This is a genomic window from Ruminococcus sp., from assembly GCF_024684275.1.
Window position 1 is genome coordinate 1 of record NZ_JAIKXF010000133.1, and the last position, 19,832, is coordinate 19,832.

General features: G+C 44.7%; 21 protein-coding genes and 1 pseudogene. 18 read left to right on the top strand and 4 right to left on the bottom strand.

The window, feature by feature from the left end; genetic code table 11:
• From K5677_RS13870 to K5677_RS14485, 11 genes and pseudogenes are all read left to right on the top strand, one after another.
• Positions 1 to 187 (top strand): hypothetical protein (locus K5677_RS13870; RefSeq protein ID WP_296729133.1); only part of this gene is annotated, 187 nt, incomplete at its 5' end.
• 20 nt (positions 188 to 207) lie between these two features.
• Complete coding sequence (locus K5677_RS13875; protein WP_296729135.1) at positions 208 to 1,005, top strand: class I SAM-dependent methyltransferase; 798 nt, start codon at positions 208 to 210, stop codon at positions 1,003 to 1,005.
• 317 nt (positions 1,006 to 1,322) lie between these two features.
• Positions 1,323 to 1,480, top strand: a pseudogene (locus tag K5677_RS13880) (ZIP family metal transporter); the annotation flags it as partial.
• Positions 1,481 to 1,512: 32 nt separating this feature from the next.
• Positions 1,513 to 1,818: a DUF6796 family protein gene (locus K5677_RS13885; RefSeq protein WP_296729138.1), complete on the top strand. Its 306-nt coding sequence runs from the start codon at positions 1,513 to 1,515 to the stop codon at positions 1,816 to 1,818.
• A 287-nt stretch (positions 1,819 to 2,105) separates the two neighbouring features.
• Positions 2,106 to 2,870 carry a nitrogenase iron protein NifH gene (locus K5677_RS13890; protein WP_296729141.1) on the top strand — a complete coding sequence of 255 codons (765 nt, stop codon included), beginning with the start codon at positions 2,106 to 2,108 and terminating at the stop codon, positions 2,868 to 2,870.
• Positions 2,867 to 4,141 carry a nitrogenase component 1 gene (locus tag K5677_RS13895; protein ID WP_296729144.1) on the top strand — a complete coding sequence of 425 codons (1,275 nt, stop codon included), beginning with the start codon at positions 2,867 to 2,869 and terminating at the stop codon, positions 4,139 to 4,141. Before K5677_RS13890 ends, K5677_RS13895 begins: the two co-directional genes overlap by 4 nt.
• On the top strand, positions 4,138 to 5,271 hold the full coding sequence (locus tag K5677_RS13900; protein ID WP_296729147.1) for a nitrogenase component 1: 1,134 nt from the start codon (positions 4,138 to 4,140) through the stop codon (positions 5,269 to 5,271). Before K5677_RS13895 ends, K5677_RS13900 begins: the two co-directional genes overlap by 4 nt.
• Positions 5,272 to 5,295: 24 nt before the next feature.
• Complete coding sequence (locus tag K5677_RS13905) at positions 5,296 to 6,504, top strand: ABC transporter substrate-binding protein (RefSeq protein WP_296729149.1); 1,209 nt, start codon at positions 5,296 to 5,298, stop codon at positions 6,502 to 6,504.
• A gap of 1 nt (position 6,505) precedes the next feature.
• Positions 6,506 to 7,525, top strand: a complete 1,020-nt coding sequence (locus tag K5677_RS13910; protein ID WP_296729152.1) for an iron ABC transporter permease — start codon at positions 6,506 to 6,508, stop codon at positions 7,523 to 7,525.
• Positions 7,522 to 8,307 carry an ABC transporter ATP-binding protein gene (locus K5677_RS13915; protein ID WP_296729155.1) on the top strand — a complete coding sequence of 262 codons (786 nt, stop codon included), beginning with the start codon at positions 7,522 to 7,524 and terminating at the stop codon, positions 8,305 to 8,307. Before K5677_RS13910 ends, K5677_RS13915 begins: the two co-directional genes overlap by 4 nt.
• A 375-nt stretch (positions 8,308 to 8,682) precedes the next feature.
• On the top strand, positions 8,683 to 8,832 hold the full coding sequence (locus K5677_RS14485) for a YgjV family protein (protein ID WP_366849503.1): 150 nt from the start codon (positions 8,683 to 8,685) through the stop codon (positions 8,830 to 8,832).
• On the opposite strand, the gene K5677_RS13920 is transcribed toward K5677_RS14485, so the two are convergent.
• The 4 genes from K5677_RS13920 to K5677_RS13935 form a co-directional block, all read right to left on the bottom strand.
• The gene (locus K5677_RS13920; protein ID WP_296729157.1) at positions 8,769 to 8,975 is read right to left on the bottom strand and encodes a hypothetical protein; all 207 of its coding nucleotides are present in this window, start codon (positions 8,973 to 8,975) and stop codon (positions 8,769 to 8,771) included. The genes K5677_RS14485 and K5677_RS13920 overlap by 64 nt on opposite strands.
• A gap of 66 nt (positions 8,976 to 9,041) precedes the next feature.
• On the bottom strand, positions 9,042 to 9,221 hold the full coding sequence (locus K5677_RS13925) for a hypothetical protein (RefSeq protein WP_296729160.1): 180 nt from the start codon (positions 9,219 to 9,221) through the stop codon (positions 9,042 to 9,044).
• A 274-nt stretch (positions 9,222 to 9,495) separates the two neighbouring features.
• On the bottom strand, positions 9,496 to 10,377 hold the full coding sequence (locus K5677_RS13930; protein ID WP_296729164.1) for a hypothetical protein: 882 nt from the start codon (positions 10,375 to 10,377) through the stop codon (positions 9,496 to 9,498).
• 15 nt (positions 10,378 to 10,392) lie between these two features.
• Positions 10,393 to 12,156, bottom strand: a complete 1,764-nt coding sequence (locus K5677_RS13935) for an AAA family ATPase (RefSeq protein WP_296729166.1) — start codon at positions 12,154 to 12,156, stop codon at positions 10,393 to 10,395.
• 190 nt (positions 12,157 to 12,346) lie between these two features.
• On the opposite strand from K5677_RS13935, the gene K5677_RS13940 reads away from it, so the two are divergent.
• The 7 genes from K5677_RS13940 (at position 12,347) to K5677_RS13970 (ending at position 19,828) form a co-directional block, all read left to right on the top strand.
• Positions 12,347 to 12,781, top strand: a complete 435-nt coding sequence (locus K5677_RS13940; protein WP_296729169.1) for a hypothetical protein — start codon at positions 12,347 to 12,349, stop codon at positions 12,779 to 12,781.
• Positions 12,782 to 12,930: 149 nt separating this feature from the next.
• Positions 12,931 to 13,530 (top strand): helix-turn-helix domain-containing protein, encoded by a 600-nt coding sequence (locus K5677_RS13945; RefSeq protein WP_296729171.1) that lies wholly within the window; start codon positions 12,931 to 12,933, stop codon positions 13,528 to 13,530.
• Between the two features lie 529 nt (positions 13,531 to 14,059).
• Positions 14,060 to 15,142 (top strand): GntR family transcriptional regulator, encoded by a 1,083-nt coding sequence (locus K5677_RS13950; RefSeq protein WP_296729173.1) that lies wholly within the window; start codon positions 14,060 to 14,062, stop codon positions 15,140 to 15,142.
• A gap of 35 nt (positions 15,143 to 15,177) precedes the next feature.
• The gene (locus K5677_RS13955; RefSeq protein WP_296729176.1) at positions 15,178 to 15,870 is read left to right on the top strand and encodes an AraC family transcriptional regulator; all 693 of its coding nucleotides are present in this window, start codon (positions 15,178 to 15,180) and stop codon (positions 15,868 to 15,870) included.
• 152 nt (positions 15,871 to 16,022) lie between these two features.
• Positions 16,023 to 17,063, top strand: coding sequence for an ABC transporter substrate-binding protein (locus K5677_RS13960; protein WP_296729178.1), 1,041 nt, complete (start codon positions 16,023 to 16,025; stop codon positions 17,061 to 17,063).
• Between the two features lie 156 nt (positions 17,064 to 17,219).
• Complete coding sequence (locus K5677_RS13965; RefSeq protein ID WP_296729181.1) at positions 17,220 to 18,731, top strand: sugar ABC transporter ATP-binding protein; 1,512 nt, start codon at positions 17,220 to 17,222, stop codon at positions 18,729 to 18,731.
• Positions 18,731 to 19,828 carry an ABC transporter permease gene (locus tag K5677_RS13970; protein WP_296729183.1) on the top strand — a complete coding sequence of 366 codons (1,098 nt, stop codon included), beginning with the start codon at positions 18,731 to 18,733 and terminating at the stop codon, positions 19,826 to 19,828. The genes K5677_RS13965 and K5677_RS13970 overlap by 1 nt, the downstream gene beginning before the upstream one ends.
• The last annotated feature ends 4 nt before the right edge of the window (positions 19,829 to 19,832 follow it).

The window sequence follows — 19,832 nt, forward strand, 5'->3', positions numbered from 1 at the left end:
ACGTGTACCATTGCAGGCAATGATGGACTCCAACGGCGACGCAGTTGACTGGCCGTGCTATATTGCACCGACAACATATATAATTGCGGCAATATTTGTAATGACTGTATCCGTACTTGTCAGCTTTATGTTCTCGCGCAGAATAAAGAAAATAGACATGGTAGAAGTGCTGAAAGGCATGGAATAAATATTAAAGGAGTAATTATTATGGAATTAAGATTAGGCGATGTGCAGACTACTGCACTTATTCCCCTTGCTGTGAAGGCTAATGAAACACTCAGAAAAAACGCTCGTATCAAAGACAGGAAAGCAGTGGAGATCATAAAGGCGCTGAATATAGATACAACTCCGTATGATAAGTTCATGTCTCATGAAGGAGTAATTGCGCGAACGATCATGCTTGACCGTCAGCTGAAAGAAATAATAAAAAACGCGCCTGATACTGTAATTGTAAATGTAGGCGCAGGTTTTGACAACCGATTTGAAAGAGTAGATAACGGCAAGATAGAGTGGTTTGATCTGGACCTTCCGGATTCTATTGCTGCAAGAAGAAAGGCTTTTCCTGAACGTGAACGTGTAACTATGATTGCAGGAAATGCACTGGAAAGCGACTGGTGTAAAACGGTACAGGCAGTGCTTGCGGTCAGAAGATCCAAGCCTGTTTTTATCGCTGAGGGCTTATTTATGTACCTGACACTTGATCAGATCCGTATTTTTCTTGAAGTTCTGAAGAATAACTTTCCTGACGGCGGTATACTGATCGCTGAGCAGAACTGCAAGGCAATGCAGAAAAGCGAAAAGCATCACGATACAGTAAAAAATACAAATGCGCACTTCATGTCCGGCACTGATTCGGGACAGGAGATCGCTGATCTGACAGACGGTATACGGTTTGTGGAAGAACACAGCTTCAATGAAGAGATGAAGAAATACAGCATACGAGCAAAGCTTTTTGCACTGTTATTGCCTAAGATGAATGATCGCTGGGCAACTTTCAGATGGTAACGTTACGAGTATTTCAGAGAATGACCATACACAGAGGAAAGGAACAGTAATGAAAAAAGTACGCTCATTATCAAAAGAGAAAATAGATGAAATATCCGCGCTAATCGGAGCTTCGTTCTGAAATTTTCCCTATGAACCCAATGAAGGCGGATTGAAGCCTTTCTTTCCGTCAAAAGCAGCGATGACCGAATACATGAAGTCATTTGTTATTGCAGGTATCGAAAGCGGAACGTTTTACTGTACCGATAACGGAGAGGGCTATATCCTCATCACCGATATGAAAGGCAATCACACGAATTTCCGAAGCATTGTCAAAATGGTACGGCGAATTCTTTTTCTTTTGCTGCTTGATAGTCTGATACCACATCTGCACATGAATGAAGAAAAAGCGGAGGGGGTGCCGTCAAAGCTGACACGTACAACGATGATGGTACTTGCAGTTACGTTACATAATATCCCCGAAGGAATGCTTTTGTTTGCCTGCAGGCGCTTATTTACAAAGGTGCAATGATACACGGTAATCTGCAAATCGCCGATGATATTCTTGAAAAGCTCTATAAACAGATAACACCTACATTCTTCACAGGCTATATTTCATTGTTAGTACCGACAGTTCTTGTGATAATCGCTATTCTGAACGGCGCACTTGATGTACCAAAGATATGTGTACTGCTGAATCCAATTGTATTCCTGATATTTGGCGTGACCTGCCGAAAAATTGATCCGGTTAAATTTCAGGATCTCCCCGGAATCATCATGCCGAGCTTAGGGCTCTCTATGTTCGGACTAATCGGGATACTCAATCTGATCTGATAAAAGCAGCAGGATACGACAAAAAATGATATATCTCCAAAAATCAGATTCAAAACAGGCGCATACGAGATGGATAGAGGTTTCTCCATTTGTCATAAGCAATTTGAATATAAATTTTTAGGACGAAAAAGATTAAACTGTTTCTGCATACAAAGTTTTCAGATAATAAATGACTATTTATTGACAAATCAGTTTTTAAATGTTAGTATATACTTACAAAGTTTGCTTCAACAGCAAACTTATATTTTTGATATTGAGTTAGTAATATATAACAAGAAGGGTATTAAATGAGAAAAATAGCAATATATGGAAAAGGCGGTATAGGAAAGTCTACAACGACTTCAAACCTGTCCGCAGCTTTTTCTGCTCTCGGATATAGCGTTTTGCAGATAGGGTGCGATCCGAAAGCAGATTCCACCAAAAACCTCACCGACGGAAAAAGGATAAGCTCTGTACTCGACGCTATTCGTGAAAAAGGTGAGAACAATATCACCGCCGAGGATGTCCTTTTCCGCAGTCCAAGCGGAGTATGGTGTGTTGAGGCAGGTGGTCCGACTCCCGGTATCGGCTGTGCAGGACGCGGTATAATAACAGCTCTTGAAAAGCTTGAAGAACTTGGTGCTTATGATATATGCAAGCCTGATATAATTCTCTATGATGTTCTCGGAGATGTAGTCTGCGGCGGTTTCGCAATGCCTATACGTGACGGCTATGCAAAAAATGTTTTTATCGTCACTTCAGGGGAGATGATGTCGTTGTATGCGGCTTCAAATATTGCTTCTGCTGTCAGAAATTTCGGCAAGCGCGGCTATGCAAGCTATTCGGGAGTTATACTGAATTCGAGAAATGTTCCTGATGAAGTTGAGATAGTACAAAAAGCACTTGACGATATAGGCGGGGATATAGTATCGGTGATACCGCGTGACAGTGCGGTACAGGAAGCTGAAAATCAGGGCAAAACAGTCATTGAAGCCCTTCCGCATTCAGAAATGGCGTCATGCTACAGGGAACTTGCAAGTCGGATAATCAAACTTACGGAGGACGAACAATGAGCAAATGCAGTAAAATAAACTTTAACTGTCCTTCTGCGCCGAGTCTTCATTATGTTTCTCCTGCGCACGGCGGTTGGGGAGTTGTAAGGATAGCCGCACTTGTCCCTGAAAGCCACCAGCTTTTTGTATGTCCCTTTGCCTGCGGCAGACACGGAGCGCTCGGAGGCGCTCAGAACGGTATAAAGGACCGTATCTCCTATCTTTTTATTAACGAAGCAGATATAATTTCGGGTGATTTCGAGCAGCTTATAATCAACAGTGTAGGAGAACTTTTTGAAGCTCTGTCGAAAGTACCAAAGGTTCTGTTTATATTTACATCGTGCCTTGACGATCTTCTTGGCACAGACCATGAAGCCATACTCGCAGAGCTTGACAGTAAGTATCCAGACGTTAAGTTCAGGCACTGCACCATGAACCCGATATCCCTTGATACTCCTTATCCGCCGGGCGTTACTATTGAGATGAATATGTACGGACTTCTTGAAAAAAGCAATGTCAAGCGCAGTCAGATCAATATTCTCGGCAGCAATGTTTCGTTCAGTGAGGAATGTGAGCTGAAAAAGCTTCTTCATTCAAAGGGCTGGAGCGTCTCTCACATTTCCGACCACAAGGACTTTAAGAGCTTTCAGACCATGTCGGAAGCAAAGCTGAATATCGTGACAGCTCCCATAGCGCTCAAAGCGGCACAGCAAATGGAAAAAGAGCTTGTCATACCGTACATGACAGCCTACGTAAACCACACTCCCGAAGTGATAGAGCAGTTTTACGAAGACCTGTCGGAATTTATAGGAGAGGATATTGTTACGCCTTCAAAGGAATACCGTATAAAAGCCGAAGAAAAGCTGGAACAGGCTCGTTCTTTGATAGGAGATTATCCCATAGCAGTGGACTTTCAGGCTGTAATAAAGCCCTTTTCTCTTGCGCTTACCCTTTCGGAATACGGCTTCAATATTGGCATGATAGCTTCAAACGGTATACCGGCACATGAAAAAGGAGCTTTTGAGCTTCTTTCAAAAAAATACCCTGATATACTTGTGGAAGATCCGCTCTGCCACGAAGCTGTTACTTTTCCGTTTGAGGGCAGGCAGTACCTTTGCATAGGATTTGACTGCGGCTATATGACAGGTTCTGACAAGGTCGTGAATATCATGGAAGACGAAGGTCTTTTCGGCTACGACGGCATAGTCCGCCTCATGGATATGCTTGTTGAAGCATACACGGAAAAAGCAGATGTACAGGAAATGATAAAGGAGGCAGGACTTATAATATGAGCAGACTTTGTATTGATCTTCCACCTCTTGCACCTGATTATTCGGGAGCTGCTTCTGCATTGTTCGACCTCGGCGGGATTGTTGTAATGCATGATGCTTCGGGCTGTACAGGCAATTACACAAGCTATGACGAACCGCGCTGGCTGGGCTCACGCTCGGCTGTGTTCTGTTCGGGGCTTCGCCGTATGGACGCTGTCATGGGAAATGACGATAAGTATATAAATAAGACGATAGCCGCTGCAAAATATCTTTCCCCTACTGTCATTGCATATCTCGGAAGTCCTGTACCAATGGTGATAGGCACCGACCTGAAAGGCATGGCAGCGGAAACGGAATACTCCACAGGAATACCGTCATTCGGATTCAACACTACAGGTCAGCGATTCTATGACAGAGGTGCCTCCGATGTCTTTACAGTACTTATAAAGCGCTTTACAAAGGAACGGAGCAAGGAGCGCGCTTTTGGGAAAAAAGTGAATATACTCGGACTTCTTCCAATAGACTTCGGCAGCAAAGGAAACTGTGAAAGAATATGCGAACATATATTATCACTGGGATATGAAATAGTATCCCGTTTCGCAGTCGGACTTACAGTTGAACAGATCGAAAGCTGTTCTGATGCCGACCTGAGCATAGTGGTATCGCGTTCGGGGCTTGCCGCCGCAAAACTGCTGCATAAGCTGTACGGAATACCATATATCTGCGGAGTTCCTATAAAAGGTGCTAACGGCTTTGAAAAGAAGCTCAACAGGGAATATGTTTCTGTCGGTTGTCCGTATTCCGATGTCGGTATACTCATCATACACGAACAGATATTTGCAAATTCACTTCGTGACATGATACATCAAAGCAGAGATATATCCGTAACCATTGGCAGTATGTTCGGGCTTGAAAATGAGCTGTCGCTCCCCTATGATAAGGAGCTCCCCGACGAGAGTGCGGTCAGAAGCGAAGTAAACAGCGGCAGATACTCTGTCATTATTGCCGATCCTATGGTGAAAAAGCTGATAAAGGACGAAAATGTCAGATTTGTCGGACTTCCGCACCCTGCTGTATCAAGCAAGCTTCACTGGGATGAGGTACCCGATTATCTCAGTGATGATATAAAAAACATAATATCCTGTCTGTGACATGGAAACGAAAGGACTAAAAATATGAGTTTAAAAAAGATACTGACAAGTACGCTGTCGGCAATGCTGATGCTGTCATGCTTTACAGGCTGCGGAAGTACGGCTGGCAACGGATCAGAAAACAGTGACGGCAAGCAGGAAGCAACAACTGCAAGCGTCACTGACGCAGCTTATAACGAAGCTGCAAAAGACGAAAAAGCAGATACCGAAAGTGATGAAACAAGAACTATCATCGACCATACAGGCGTCGAGGTTACTCTGCCGAAGGAAATGCACAGGATCGTTATCTCCTCCATACTTCCGCTGCCGTCAGTATACTGTCTGTTCAGAGGCTCTGCGGAGGATATAATCGGTATTCATCCAAGTTCTATGGCTGCTGCAAAGAATTCATACCTTATAAACGTATTCCCCGAGCTTGCAAACGCTGATACAAGCTTTGTGGAGAACGGCGAGGTAAATGTGGAACAGCTTCTCTCCATGAAGCCTGATGTAGTGTTTTATTCTGCCGCAAACACAGAGGAACGCGCTATGTATGACAATGCAGGCATTCCAGCGGTGGGCTTTTCAACAACTATCGCAGACTACGACTGCGTTGAGACTTATGCTGCATGGATCAAGCTTTTCGGTGAGATATACGGTGAGAGCGATACTGCAAATGAGATAATCGCTGACGGAAGGAAAACAGCTGAGGAGATAAAGGCTGTAACAGATAAGATACCCACAGACGAGCGTCCGGACGTGCTGATACTGTTCAGCTATGATGACGGAGTAATAAAGGCAGGCGGTTCTGATTTCTTTGCTAAGTACTGGATAGAAACAGCAGGCGGAAACAATGTTGCGGCTGCGCTCAAAGGCAGTGCGGAAGTAAATATGGAGCAGATATATGAGTGGGATCCCGATATCATACTCATCACGAATTTCAGCTCACATCTGCCTGAAGATCTCATAAATAACACTGTCGAGGGCAATGACTGGAGCAATGTCAAGGCTGTCAGGGATGGCAAGGTATACAAGTTCCCTCTCGGTATGTACCGCTGGTTCCCGCCTGCGTCTGATACTCCTCTTGTGCTGAAATGGCTTGCCAAGACCATACAGCCCGAGCTCTTTGCGGATATGGACATGGACGAGGAGATGAGGAACTTCTACAGCGAGCACTACGGCGTAGAACTTACAGACGAGGATATACAGAAGATATACCACCCTGCAAGGGCTGCTTCGGGCAAGAAATCGTAATATGACAAATGAAAAAAAGCGGCTGCCGTCATTTCTGACGGCAGTCATACTGATAATACTTCCTGTTATCGCAGCCATAGTATGCCTCGGAATAGGACGCTATTCCCTGAGCGTAAAAGAAACGGTCGATATACTTTTTTCGGGATTTACAGGCAAGACAGTTGACAAAACGGGATATACCGTAATTTTCAGCGTAAGACTGCCGCGTATTATTCTTGCGGCGGTTGTAGGCGCAGGGCTTTCCTGTGCAGGAGCTGCCTTTCAGGGACTTTTCTCCAATCCGCTGGCAACTCCCGATACTCTCGGAGTAGCAAGCGGAGCTTCATTCGGTGCAGTTCTGGCGCTTCTTATAGGCGGAGGACTTATAAGCGTACAGCTTTCGGCTCTTGCATTCGGACTTCTGTCATGCTTCATAACCTATTCTCTCAGCCGACGCAACGGCAAGAACAGTATCGTTATGATAGTTCTTGCAGGTATGGTCATATCAGCAGTATTTGAAGCACTTGTCTCGCTGCTGAAATACATCGCGGATCCTGAAGAAGAGCTGCCTGTAATAACTTACTGGCTCATGGGAAGTATGTCAAGAGCAACATACAATAATCTCATAATGGGAGTACCTTTCATCCTTGTGGGGACAATTGTGATCTATGCACTTCGCTGGAGACTTAATATACTTTCACTGAACGATGATGAAGCAAGCTCTCTTGGTATGAACGTGCAGATAATGCGTATCGTATTTATTGCGGCGGCTTCTATGATAACCGCCTCATGCGTATCAATGTGCGGACAGGTTGGCTGGATGGGGCTTCTTGTTCCTCATATAGCACGAATGATCGGAGGGAACAACAACCGCTCCGTAATACCGATAAGCGCGGGTGCAGGAGCATTTCTGATGATAGTTATGGACACCTTTGCAAGAAGCGCAACTTCCGCAGAGATACCTATATCCATACTTACCGCAATAATCGGTGCTCCCGTATTTATAATACTTCTTAGAAAAACAGGAGGTTCCTGGACATGAAATTCGAGGTAAAAAACGGCTGCTTCGGCTATAAAAATACAAAAATACTCAGAAATATCAATTTTGAAGTCAGGAACGGTGAAGTTTTATCCGTACTTGGTTCAAACGGTGTTGGAAAGACTACTATGCTGAAATGCATGATGGGACTTTTAAAATGGGAAAGCGGAGAATCACTCATTGACGGTATAAGTATAAAAAATATTAAAAACCGTGATTTCTGGCAGAAAATAGCATACGTTCCACAGGCAAAAGGCTCTGCTTTCGGATATTCCGCAATAGACATGGTAACGCTTGGAAGGAGTGCTCACCTCGGTACGTTCTCACAACCCAAAGCTGAGGACCGCGATGCAGCTGAACGTGCAATGGAGGATATGGGAATAACCTATCTTGCAGACAAACTCTGCACTGAAATGAGCGGCGGTGAGCTGCAGATGGTACTTATTGCAAGAGCTCTTACCATAGATCCTTCTATGCTTGTTCTTGATGAACCTGAGTCAAATCTTGACTTCAAAAATCAGTTGATAATACTGGAAACTATAAGAAAGTTATCAGAAAAAAGAAGTATATCTGCAATTGTTAACACTCATTATCCCGAACACGCCTTGAAAATATCAGATAAAGCACTCATCCTTAACAGGGACGGCACAAATATTTTCGGTAACGCTGAAGATATTGTAAACGAGGACAATATGAAAAGATCGTTTTCTGTTCAGGTATTCATTGATAATTTCAGTTATATGGGAAAGGAATACAAAAGCGTTACACCGCTTTATCTTGTTTAAATACCGCAATCTGGTCAAAAACTCTCCATATAAAAAACAGCCGATCTGTATTATTATGAGCGACTGTTTTTTACATTCAATTCCAGATTATTTATCATAATTTGGACTACTTTGCTTAAAAAGCAGTATGAAAATACGACGTAAGGAAGAATAATTACACAGAAATAAACAAGGCAGGGAAGAAAAATCCCTGCCTTGTTTTGTATATACGGAAGTATCAAGATGAGGTTATCTTTTTTATGAGCGGTATCATCATGCCTCCTATTGCATTACCTGCTGCAACTGTCAGTATGTACGGCATATCAATTGGAAAAGTTCCTGCCATAAACATATAAAATGTATCTGCGATTGAATGATTGAAGCCGCAGATTAGCCGTGCTGTTCACGGCTGTACTGATACTCACATGGAACGGACCTGTCAGCCTGCTTGCGTTTACTGCTTCGGTCACAAGCACCTTTGCTTACTGGTCAAACAGTCCGCGAAAGATACGAATGGTAAATCTGGTCTGCGCTTCGCCGTGCTGACTGGCGTATGATGTTATCGTATATTCGCTGGGAGGCATTGTAAGCGAGTCTATAACTATCATTTCGATACTTGTATCCTTTGTCCGTTTCGGCTGGAAGGGACTTGAACGTGATGCAAGTGCCGAGTCATAGAGAAATAACAAAAAATCAAGCCGCAGGGTAATTCCTGCGGCTATATTAAATGCCTTACGGCGGTTATTGAGGACACATTATTTATTATCATCATCTTCTACCCAGGGAGATGTATAGTGAAACTTGCCTGAATCCATATCAAGGGCGACATACTCATCTAATCGCCGCATAAGATTGCCTTTTGAATCAACGCCGATCTTATTGTTGAACGGTGTGATGAAATCATTATCATTATAATCAAAAATAGCTGCACACATAACAGATCCTCCTTATTATAGGCTTGAAATTGCCGTGTTCGGGGAGCTTGCACACTAATATCAGACTTTGTTATTCAAAGAACATCAGGATCACCTCTTTTAAGCTGAAAGCGTTATTTACTATACATTTATTATATCATATTTCAACACATTTGTCAACATATAGTTGAAAACATACAAAAGAATTTTGAGAGCATTTTATTTCAGGCGATAACAGTTGGCGGCTGAAATGATGTAACAAGAAAGCCGCAGGATTAAACTGCGGCTTTAAATATCATTTCCGTTTTCTCACTGCTTTCGCTCTCTTTTTCTGCGGAGCAGTTGTCTGAGCCTTATCAGCAGCAGCTTCTGTCGCTTCCATTTTATAGAGCTGAGCACACAGCACGTATTTTCCCGAAAAGGCGGTGCCCTCTTTTTTATCAAATAGCATTCTGCAAATATCAAGTACAGTGTTGTACTTTTTGGTATTTCGGGTGTTGATGCACTTGCTGAACTCCGCATTTATATCGTGAGGCATACGCGCATCTTCAAGATAAGACAGCGACTCCTTGAGAAGATGTGAGCTGTTAGGATTTGCAGTAAGCTTGATGAGCTTTGCTGCTGCTGCTTTGATAATACGGTTTTCGGCGCGGTCGGGAGTAAACACCTCATGCCGCACGAAAACGCGCTCGCGGTGAACAAGATTGCGGCGGATATTCTCAGAGAACAGGATAGTTCCCTGAACTGAGCTGAGATTTTCCTCGCGGCTTGCATAGGCAGAGAGAACTCCGCTTTTGATTATCTTCATTGTTTCCCCTGCAAACACAGAAACGAAATATTCCAGAAAATTCATATGGGGATCGAAGCTCATGGGGCGGAATTCATATCCGCACCTGTCGCAGAACTCCTCACAGAGGGCTTTTCTCGCGTTTTCAGCGCTGTTCCCGAGCTTGGGGAGTATCTCTGCAAGAGTTCCGTCGGCAAGGCAAATAAAGCCGCAGTATGAGCCTGCTGATATGTATTTCTTTCCGCCTTTTTCGCTGACAGAGACAGCCCTTCTGCCGTCAGCCTCGCAGACCTCTGCAAACTCGCTCAGCATCATGGCGAGCTCGCTGTTTTTTTCGGCAGAGTCCGCGATAATTTCATTGGCTGATACGCAAATATGTCTGGTATACATTATATTCTCCGTTCATCATGAAATATCCTTGTATATCCTTATGAAGTGCTCAGCATCCCAGTTTTCGGGCTTGCCGAGGCGGTAAAGCTTCTGTCCCGAATCGAATTTCCTGATATATTTCGGTGTAATGCATTCGATGAAGTAATTATCGTCGTTCAGTACAAGCTTTATCCTTTCGTAGTCATCGAAGAAGTACTCCTGAAGCAGTGGTATTATCTTTGCAGCAAAGACCTCTCTCAGCTCATCGAGAGTTTTTATGCAGCCGTCTGCGTTCATGAAATATGCGTGACCGATAGCGTGTTCGCGGTCATAGTAATACTCGATACGCTCATTCAGCGCTGTGAGCAGCTCGCACAGGTCTACGCCGCCGCAGTCGCCCAGCAGTGATGGCATAGGCATCATCTCAACGAAGTCAAAACGTCTTCTCAGAGCAGTGTCAAGCATAGCTATAGAGCGGTCTGCGGTATTCATAGTGCCCAGTATGTAAACATTTGACGGCACGAAAAAGTCAGACTGCGAATATGGCAGAATGACTGAGCTGCCGCGTTTGGTGTTCTCGATAAGGGTTATCAGCTCTCCGAATATCCTTGAAATGTTGCCGCGGTTTATTTCGTCGATGATAGAAACGAATTTCATATGAGGGCTCTTAGAAGCCTTTTCACAAAGAGACTTGAAAACGCCGTTGAAAGGTCTGTATACCACGGTGGTATCCTCATGAGCAACAGATGTATCGTTTCCGTATCTGTCAACTACAACGGGGCGGATACCCTCGACAAATTCCTCATAGCTGTAAGCCTGATGAAATGTGGTGAACTTTATCTGACCTGAATTGGTATACTTTTCAAATCTTGCCTTTATATCGGAATAGGGCTCATCGTCGTTCTTTTTGCCCTCGATGAGCTGTACAGCGTATTTTATCACATTATAGGTCTTACCTGTTCCGGGAGGTCCGTATAGTATCTGATTCAGCGAAGCCTCTGCCTTTGAGTGCTTTCCCTTTGTAAGGTCCTCCTCGGCAGAGCTTTCAGCCTCGGCTTTTTTCAGCTCAGCCAGCAGCTGCCATGACATGACGTCGAATACTCTCATATTCTTGAACTTGAAATGAGAATTGCGGAAGTCGATTATCTTGCGGCAGTTGAAGATATAATGTGAAATATCATCTACATTTTTTATTCCTATACCGAGCTCCTTGAAAACTATGGAATCTGTCATGCTTTCGCCGAGTATGGGGAAGGTCGCAGGCTTTAAGCAGTGAAGTATCCTTGAAAAGGCAAATACAGGCATTCCCGAATCCTTTACCAGCGGATTGAGCATTTTATGGGCAGTATCAAGTACCTTGCCGTCGTTTTCAAGTGCTGAAAGGTTTATGCACATCTTGAAAAAGAACTGTATAGCCTCGGGCTTTTCGGCAATGAGTGCTCCCTTGAAAGAAAGAGGCTTTGTAAGGAAATTCATCTCATTTTTGTCCACAAGGTGAGTGAACAGCATTTTTGCGCCCTTGTTCCATATTTTTTCTACAGCCTCGTAAAGAATATGCTTGTCAATATGGAGCAGGTGGCTGTTCTGGATACGCTGTTTAAGTTCATTTTTGTCATTTGTCCAGAGTCCCAGCGAAAGATAATACAGCAGATCAAGGTCCTTATAGTCGATAAGAGCGGTCTTTTTCAGCTTTGCATAGCACTCTACGGTTTCGTACACCGATTTGTATGTTCCGTCAAATTCTGTAGGTTGTATTTCGTTTTTTTGCTTGAGTTCTTCAATAATTTTAGTTTTCTCCATATTATTACAACCTTTCCGATAATATCCTTATTTAATTGTATCATGCTGACAAACGTATGTCAACTGTATCAAAAATTTTTACACATTATTCACAAAACCATAAGCTTTTTAGCTATACCTCGGAAGTGTTGAAATATTATGGATATTAGAGTATAATAATATCTAAAAGCAGGAAAAAAGGAGCATAAAAATGGATATTTTTTCATTGATCGAAGAGCTTTTGGATAAAAAACCACACATTATAGATATTTTTCCGCGTAAAATCTCCGAGAGAGCCGGCGGCAGATATTTCGCTGCAGAAAAATATTTTCAGCGAAACAGAGCGTATCTTGACCGCAGACTCACAAATATTGTTCTTAAACTGTACTGTTACTATGATATGACCGCAGTTACGGCGGAGGGAACTTCGGAAAATCCCGATACAGAGGAGCTTCTTTCGCTCCTTGATGGCTGTTTCTGCGGAGATATGGGCTATTTGAATATACTTCTTCCCGAACCTGAAGTGCTGCTTACATTTTACAAGGATGACCTGTATATGGCGGTATATAATGCACATGGCGAAGCCGCAGAGCTTATCTCACAGCTTGCCTGCGCCGAGGGACTTTTCTTCCGCAATGCTGAATAATTATGCGTATAAAAGCTGAAAGTTTATGTGTTCGCTAAGCTCACAATTAAAATAATGCCGCCGTCCCGTCTACGGAGCGTAGATTGACTTTTCCCTGATTTTAAGCTACAATTAAGTCACGGAGCAAATTTGTATCAGAGGTGATCGATATGGATCAGGTAAAGACAGGTGCCCTTATCAGACAGCTTCGTCTGGATTCGGGAATGACACAAAAGCAGCTTGCTGAGGCTCTCAGCGTCAGCGACAAGGCTGTATCAAAGTGGGAGTGCGGCAGCGGCTGTCCCGACGTGTCGCTGCTTTCAGAGCTCGCTGCGGTATTCGGAACGGACGTGCAGACTCTGCTGACAGGCAGTATAATTAAAAACGAAAGTGAGAAAGGCGATATGAAAAAGCTGAAATTTTACGTGTGCAGGGAATGCGGAAATATCATCACAGCTACATCTGAGGCGGCTGTTACCTGCTGCGGAAGCAGACTCACTGCACTTGAGCCTGTAAAAGCTGAGGAAGCCGATATGCTTTCGGCTGAGGACTTAGGCGGCGAGTGGTTCATTTCCTCGGACCATGAGATGAAAAAGGAGCATTACATCTCCTTTGTGGCGTATGTGACGGACAGCTCTGCAATGGTATTCAAGCAGTATCCCGAGTGGAATCTACAGGTAACACTGCCGTTTTACCGTTCGGGAAGACTGGTGTGGTACTGTACACAGCATGGACTTTTCTATCAGGATATAAGAAGAGCCAAGAGCTAAGGACGAAGGGCGGACGGTCCTGTCCGCTCGCTGAATTACTGTTTGATCTGATTTTTTTATAATGACTTGGGACGCGCATTAGTCGCCTTCTCTTAACGGAAAAATATGGTTACCGAGCCTGAAATTACATTCTCATAGATGTAACCTGCGTTCCGTCATAGGAGGCTCTATTTGCGCGTCCTTTTTGTGTAATATCTCCGATCATGATACTATGATTTTGTGCACATCAGAGAAGCTTGAAAAAATTTTTCTGAAATTCAACCTGTTCACGTTGAATCATGCCTCTTTTGGGGGTATATATGAAAGGAGCTTTTGGCGCCTCGGGTTACTGAAACGCGAATATGCCGGAGGGAGTTCCAGTGGGGAAGTTGTATTCAAATAGTTGTCGTGTTGCACAAAGAGGGAGAGAATGTTTTGGCTGTACATACAAATTTGTATGTATATTTCAAAAGTTGTATTTACAAATACAGACTATTGTGCTATCATGAAGAAAAATCCGAATGAAATCGGAATCCCTTCGGAGGAATCTATGGAAGACTATAAATATATGACGATAGTGGAGTGGTCCAAGAACTTTATAAGCTCACATAAGCTGAAGCCAAAGGACCGTTTTCTCACCGAAAAGGAGCTCTGCGAGATACACGGTGTCAGCCGACAGACCGTCAGACAGGCACTGATGTGTCTCGAAAACGAGAACGTTATCAGCCGCGTCAGGGGCAGCGGCGCATTTGTATCATCTGGCTATGCGCAGGGCGATACAGTCGGTCAGATAAGGAATATCGGCGTAATATCCACATATTTCACGGATTACATCTTTCCTCATATAGTAACGGGTATCGAGAGCGTCCTCAATGATTCGGGCTTTTCCATGCAGCTTGCCATTACTCATAATAAGGTGGCTGAGGAGCAGCAGGCTCTGCAAAGCATGATATCCGGCGGAGTTCACGGGCTTATCGTAGAGCCTTCCAAGAGCGCACTGCCGAATCCCAATACAGCGCTGTATGAGGAGCTGAGAAGGAAGAATATCCCCGTGGTGTTCTTCAACGCGAAGTACCCGTGGTCGGACTGCCCCTGTGTTGCTATGGACGATGAGGCGGCAGGCAGGATAGCTGCGGATCATCTCTTTTCTCAGGGACACAGACGTGTTGCAGGAATATTCGCACTTGACGATATACAGGGACATAAGCGCTACAGCGGCTTTACAAAGAGCTGTATCGCCCACGGACAGCGAAATGCAGAGGATAACGTGCTCTGGTTCGCAACATCGGACAAAAGTCTGCTGTTTACCGCAGGAAGCAACAGGCTTTTAGAGCTTATCAGCGAATCTACGGCGTTTGTCTGCTACAATGACAATATAGCCATAAAGCTCCTCCAGTTCTGCAAGGAGCATGATATAAGCGTCCCCGATGACTTATCGGTTGTCGGCATAGACGATTCAAAATACGCTTCCATATGCGATGTGCCGCTGACCTCTGTGGCACACCCTCAGCGCAGACTCGGCGAAGCGGCGGCAGAAAAGCTCATAGATATGATAAACTCCTATTCTTCGGACAACGGAGACATCATATTTACTCCCGAGCTAAAGCTGCGTGATTCTGTAAAAAGCATCTGACATAGTTTGGGTTATCATTACAGCGGGGTATTAAAATGAATAACGAGTCGAAGATAATGCAGGACGTCAAGCGTCTTGACATCAAGAAAACAGAAGAGCTGTTACAGAGCGGAAGCCTCGAAAACTGCGATGCTATGCTGGATTCTGTACTCGGCGAGGTTGGCTTTGCAGAGATACAGTCGCTTATGCTGAGGCTTTACGTCTGTATGGACATCTATGTAGCTGCCCATGCCTTTGCCCAGAAAATAGGTATCAGCAGTGAGAAGTTCTTTGAGTGCTTCGGAACTGCCGACGAGATAGGCGCGGAGCTGATGACAGCTGAGGACACAGGGAAATTCCTCCACGATCTTGTTCGCGGCTGTATCAGATGGCGCATAGAATCGGCAAAGGAGAGCGGCAGGAGCATAATCGCAAAGGCAAAGGACTACATTGACCGAAACTATATGAACGATGAGCTTTCGCTTCTTGTAGTTGCCGATGCAGTGGGGCTGAGCCCGTCTTATCTTAGTACACAGTTCAAAAAGGAGTACGGACAGAATCTGTTCGAGTATCTTGCAGTAGCACGTATATCTCACGCACGGGAGCTTCTTTGCTGTACATCGAAAATGGTGTACGAGGTAGCCTATGACGTAGGATTCAGGGATTATCGGTATTTCAGCCAGATATTCAAGAAATATACGGGGCAGACACCCAGACAATTTCAGAACAGTGCAAATATTTGTCCGTAAAATTGTATACTGTAAATAATATTCAAAATATAATAAACATTTTGTGAAATAATTTCGGTAGCAATGTATGTACAAATTGATTATAATGTAAGTACAAGTTGACGGCTCAGACGTTAATGGGATAAGTAAATTTGGATGGAGGAATCATAATTATGAGAATCAAAAAAATCTTAGCAATGGCAGCAAGCACAGTACTCTGCGGCGCAATGTTCGTTGGCTGCGGAGCTTCGGGCTCATCATCAGGCAATGAAGCAAAACAGCCTGACTCATCATCAAAGTCAGAACCTGCAAACGATAACGGAAGTTCATCGGGTTCACTTATCAAGGTAGGTATCATCAACAACGATCCTAACGAGTCGGGTTATCGTACAGCAAACGTAAACGACCTTAAAGCTACATTCACAAAGGAAAACGGCTTTGACGCTTCCTTTGCATACAGCCTCAAGAACGAGGAGCAGATCAACTACGCTCAGAAGTTCATTCAGGACGAGGTCGATTATCTTCTCCTCTCAGCAGCTGATACAGCAGGCTGGGATTCAGTTCTCAAGGACGCTAAGGACGCAGGCGTAAGAGTTATCCTCTTCGACCGTACCATTGATGCAGACGAGAGCCTCTATGACGCTTCTATCGTTTCCGATATGGACAAGGAAGGCGAGCAGGCTGTTGAGTGGCTCAAGGATCAGGATCTCAAGGCTTACGATATTATCCACCTTCAGGGCGTAATGGGCACAGCTGCTCAGAAGGGACGTTCGGGAGCTCTTGACAAGACAGCAAAGGAGCTTGGCTGGAACATCGTTACACAGCAGACAGCTGAATGGAATGCTGAAAAGGCACAGCAGATCGTTCAGTCCGCTATCGACGCTAACAAGAAGTTCAATGTTATCTACGCTGAGAACGACGATATGGCAAAGGGCGCTGTTGCAGCTCTCGACAGAGCAAATATCTCTCACGGTGTTGACAAGGATGTAGTCGTTATAGGCTTCGACTGCAACAAGTGGGCACTTGAGGAGCTCAAGAAGGGCAACTGGAACTACGACGGACAGTGCAATCCTTTCCAGTCATCATATATCAAGGACATCATCGACAAGCTCGAAAATGGTGAGACTCTTCCCGAAAAGACTATCATCATGGACGAAAAGGGCTTTGACGCAAAGACCATCACCGACGCTGATGTTGAGCAGTACGGTATCTGATAGTTAGTATACAGGACACTAAACTATAAAGATTAATAAGTGCGGTGACGCATTCGTAAATGGTCTGTGTCACCGCATAAATTTTAAGCGATCACAGGAGCTGCTCTTGCGAAACAGAGCATCTCCGAACATTCAACTCACTTAGGAGGAAAAGCAATGCAGGAAAGATCATTGCTGGAAATGCGTGGGATATATAAATCCTTTCCCGGAGTAAAGGCTCTCAGGAATGTTGATTTTACGCTTTGTGAAGGAGAGATACACGCGCTCATGGGCGAAAACGGCGCAGGTAAATCTACTCTTATCAAGGTCCTCACAGGTGTGCATATCAAGGACAGCGGAGACATCTTCGTAAAGGGACATACAGGTCCCGTACAGATACACTCTCCGCAGGAGGCACAGAATTTAGGCATCAGTACGGTTTATCAGGAAATATCCCTCTGCCCGAACCTCTCAGTGGCAGAGAATATCTTCCTCGGCAGAGGCAAAGGTGCATTAGTCAGCTGGCGTACCATGAACAAAAAGGCAGGAGAGCTCCTCAACTCTCTCGGCATAGCTGTAAAGCCGACACAGCAGCTTGCAAGCTGTTCTATCGCTGTACAGCAGATGGTAGCCATAGCAAGAGCCGTTGACATGGATTGCAGCGTGCTCATACTTGACGAGCCTACCTCATCCCTCGACGAATCAGAGGTAGAAAAGCTCTTTGGACTTATGCGTCAGCTCAAGGCCCGCGGTGTTGGTATAATCTTCGTTACCCACTTCCTCGATCAGGTGTACGAGGTCTGCGATAAGATAACCGTTCTCCGTGACGGACAGCTTGTGGGAGAGTATGAGATCGAAAATCTCCCCCGTGTTCAGCTGGTATCGAAAATGCTGGGCAAGGAGCTTGACGATATGGCTGACATCAAGAACGATATCCCCGTATTCAACGACAAGAGCAAAGAATACGTTTATGAAGCCTCACAGCTTTGCAGCTCTGAGGGCATCAAGCCCTTCAATTTCTATATCCGCAAGGGTGAGGTCAACGGATTTACAGGACTTCTCGGCTCAGGAAGAAGCGAGTGCGTAAGAGCTATCTTCGGCGCTGATAAGGTCACTGGTGGAATAGTAAGGGTAGACGGCAGGGAAGTTAAGATAAACAAGCCAATGGACGCTATGAAGAACGGTATTGCTTATCTCCCCGAGGACCGTAAGCGCGACGGAATCGTAGGCGACCTTTCCGTTAAGGATAATATAATCCTTGCATTACAGGTCAAAAAGGGCTTCTTCAAGCCGTTTTCAAAGGCAGAGGCAAATAAGTTCGCAGAGGAGTATATCAAGCTTCTTGATATCAAGACAGCCTCGGTGAATACACCGATAAAATCACTTTCGGGCGGAAACCAGCAGAAGGTAATTCTCGGACGCTGGCTACTTACTCACCCGAAATACCTCATTCTCGACGAGCCCACCAGAGGTATCGACGTAGGTACAAAGGTGGATATCCAGAAGCTGGTATTAAAGCTTGCTTCCGAGGGAATGAGTATCACCTTTATCTCATCTGAAACAGATGAGATGCTCCGTACCTGTTCAAGACTTCTCGTTATGCGCGACCGTAAGCTTGTAGGCGAGCTTACAGGCGATGAGCTCACACAGAATAACATTATGAATACAATAGCAGGAGGTGAGCATTAATGACAGCCGCACCAAAGACTGCACAGAAGGGCTCATTTCTTTCGGGCATAGTCAGAAATCAGATATTTATCCCTATAGCTGCACTGCTCATTATTGCGATATTCAATTTTATCATGGATCCTTCGTTCTTTAAGATAACTCTTGGATATAACAGCGAGGGTGATCCCGTGCTTTCGGGAAATATCATATCTATCATCGACTATGGCTCAGAGCTTGCTATCCTTGCTATCGGAATGACGCTGGTAACAGCTGCTTCACGAGGACAGGACATAAGTGTGGGAGCTGCCATAGCTATCAGCGGAAGTGTAGTCCTGCGAGTTCTCTGCGGAACGAATTCCCGTCCCGAGACCTTACAGGCTCCTATAATAGTTGCATTCCTTATAAGCTGTCTTGTTGCAATGGCTTTCGGAGCATTCAACGGTGCTCTCGTATCTGTGTTCAAGATACAGCCGATGGTAGCAACTCTCATACTTTTCACAGCCGGACGTTCCATAGCTGCATGGATAAACAACAACGAGCTTCCTGTTGTTAGTGACAGGACATTCACATATTTCGGGGGATATATACCGGGCATTCCGATACCGACGCCTTTTTTCATTGCCATTGCCTGCTTCATTCTGATATGGCTGGCACTGAAGTTCACCAACCTCGGGTTGTATGTTCAGTCCGTCGGTATCAACGAAAAGACTTCGCGTCTGAATGGTCTTAATCCTGCCCTCATCAAGTTCGTTACATATGTAATACTTGGTCTCTGCGTAGCAATAGCAGGATTCATCAAGGTCAGCCGACTGTCCACTATCAACTACTCGGTAGTTGCAAAGGACATCGAAATGGACGCTATTTTAGCAGTCGCTCTCGGAGGAAACTCTCTCAGCGGCGGTAAATTCAACATATCTGCTTCCATTCTCGGAGCATATGTTATCCAGTTCCTTACCACAACGCTTTACAAGTTTCAGGTACAATCGGACGCTCTGCCTGCATACAAGGCTGTAGTAGTTATCGCGCTGGTAATACTGAGCGCACCGATAGTAAGAGAAAAACTTGCAGCTGTCTTCAAGAAGCTGCGTTCTCCTGCAAAAGCAGAGAGTAAAAGCTGAAAAC

Coding starts and splice junctions, on each gene's coding strand:
- K5677_RS13910 (WP_296729152.1), top strand. CDS start 6,506: ATGACAAATGAAAAAAAGCGGCTGCCGTCATTTCTGACGGCAGTCATA.
- K5677_RS13930 (WP_296729164.1), bottom strand. CDS start 10,377: ATGTATACCAGACATATTTGCGTATCAGCCAATGAAATTATCGCGGAC.
- K5677_RS13885 (WP_296729138.1), top strand. CDS start 1,513: ATGATACACGGTAATCTGCAAATCGCCGATGATATTCTTGAAAAGCTC.
- K5677_RS13940 (WP_296729169.1), top strand. CDS start 12,347: ATGGATATTTTTTCATTGATCGAAGAGCTTTTGGATAAAAAACCACAC.
- K5677_RS13890 (WP_296729141.1), top strand. CDS start 2,106: ATGAGAAAAATAGCAATATATGGAAAAGGCGGTATAGGAAAGTCTACA.
- K5677_RS13960 (WP_296729178.1), top strand. CDS start 16,023: ATGAGAATCAAAAAAATCTTAGCAATGGCAGCAAGCACAGTACTCTGC.
- K5677_RS13900 (WP_296729147.1), top strand. CDS start 4,138: ATGAGCAGACTTTGTATTGATCTTCCACCTCTTGCACCTGATTATTCG.
- K5677_RS13895 (WP_296729144.1), top strand. CDS start 2,867: ATGAGCAAATGCAGTAAAATAAACTTTAACTGTCCTTCTGCGCCGAGT.
- K5677_RS13945 (WP_296729171.1), top strand. CDS start 12,931: ATGGATCAGGTAAAGACAGGTGCCCTTATCAGACAGCTTCGTCTGGAT.
- K5677_RS13965 (WP_296729181.1), top strand. CDS start 17,220: ATGCAGGAAAGATCATTGCTGGAAATGCGTGGGATATATAAATCCTTT.
- K5677_RS13955 (WP_296729176.1), top strand. CDS start 15,178: ATGAATAACGAGTCGAAGATAATGCAGGACGTCAAGCGTCTTGACATC.
- K5677_RS13915 (WP_296729155.1), top strand. CDS start 7,522: ATGAAATTCGAGGTAAAAAACGGCTGCTTCGGCTATAAAAATACAAAA.
- K5677_RS13950 (WP_296729173.1), top strand. CDS start 14,060: ATGGAAGACTATAAATATATGACGATAGTGGAGTGGTCCAAGAACTTT.
- K5677_RS13875 (WP_296729135.1), top strand. CDS start 208: ATGGAATTAAGATTAGGCGATGTGCAGACTACTGCACTTATTCCCCTT.
- K5677_RS13905 (WP_296729149.1), top strand. CDS start 5,296: ATGAGTTTAAAAAAGATACTGACAAGTACGCTGTCGGCAATGCTGATG.
- K5677_RS13935 (WP_296729166.1), bottom strand. CDS start 12,156: ATGGAGAAAACTAAAATTATTGAAGAACTCAAGCAAAAAAACGAAATA.
- K5677_RS13970 (WP_296729183.1), top strand. CDS start 18,731: ATGACAGCCGCACCAAAGACTGCACAGAAGGGCTCATTTCTTTCGGGC.
- K5677_RS13925 (WP_296729160.1), bottom strand. CDS start 9,221: ATGTGTGCAGCTATTTTTGATTATAATGATAATGATTTCATCACACCG.